Annotated in this window: 1 pseudogene; it reads right to left on the bottom strand. The window is 64.8% G+C overall.

The annotated features are described in order from the left end of the window. Positions 1 to 21: 21 nt before the first annotated feature. Positions 22 to 844 (bottom strand): annotated as a pseudogene (locus FS320_RS44260) (IS5 family transposase). Positions 845 to 901: the final 57 nt, after the last annotated feature.

Genomic DNA, 901 nt, shown 5'->3' with positions numbered 1-901 from the left:
CTAGGGCGTGTCTGCAAAGGGCTATAGCCAGAGCATGATCATGCCGATGTTGACCATCGCGAGATAGTTGGCAGCGCGCTTCTCATAGCGTGTGGCGATGCGACGGAATTGCTTGAGGCGGTTGATCAGGCGTTCAACTTTGTTGCGCTCCCGATACGCCTCACGATCAAAGTTCGGCTGAGAGCGCTGATCCTTGCGGGTCGGGATAACCGGTGAGATCCGCCGCTGGCGCAACCGGCGCCGGGCGGTTGGACTGGAATAGCCTTTGTCACCAGCCAGCCGCCGCGGCCGCAAGCGGGGACGCCCTCGTGCTGGACGGCGAATGGCGCCGCCATCCAGCAGGCCCTCCAGGGCGATCTGCTCGTGACGCTCGCCTCCGGTGAGCACCGCGATGATCGGCTTGCCTCCCCCTTCCGCTCGCAGGTGCAGCTTGGTTGAGAACCCGCCCTGGGAGCGGCCCAGAGCTTCATCCGGCGCCTCACCCCCCGATGGCGCCGGTCCGGCGAGCGCCGGCGGCGTGCTGATGAGCGCGAACAATGGTGGCATCGACAAAGTGGAGGTCCCAGTCGATCTCACCACGGGCATCGGCCTGGATCTGCAGAGCAGACAGAATGTGCTGCCACAGGCCGGATTGGCACCAGCGATAGAACCGACTGGAGACGGTGCCGACCGGGCCATAGCGCTCGGGCAGATCGCGCCAGGGCGCGCCCGTGCGCAGAACCCATAGAATGCCGTTCAAGATGGTGCGGTGATGGTGGTTGGGCCGCCCGGTTGGCGGCCGCTCGGGCGGCAGAAGCGGCTCAAGGCGCTGCCACTGCCGGTCCGTCAACTCGTAACGTGTCACGTTGTATAAATGGGAACCCCAAGCTCCTCATGGAACCCCTTTGCAGACACGCCCTAG

This window comes from Microvirga tunisiensis, assembly GCF_009296175.1.
GTDB classification, from domain to species: domain Bacteria; phylum Pseudomonadota; class Alphaproteobacteria; order Rhizobiales; family Beijerinckiaceae; genus Microvirga; species Microvirga tunisiensis.
The sequence above is the reverse complement of the archived record's forward strand: the minus strand, read 5'-3'. Positions and strand labels throughout refer to the sequence as shown.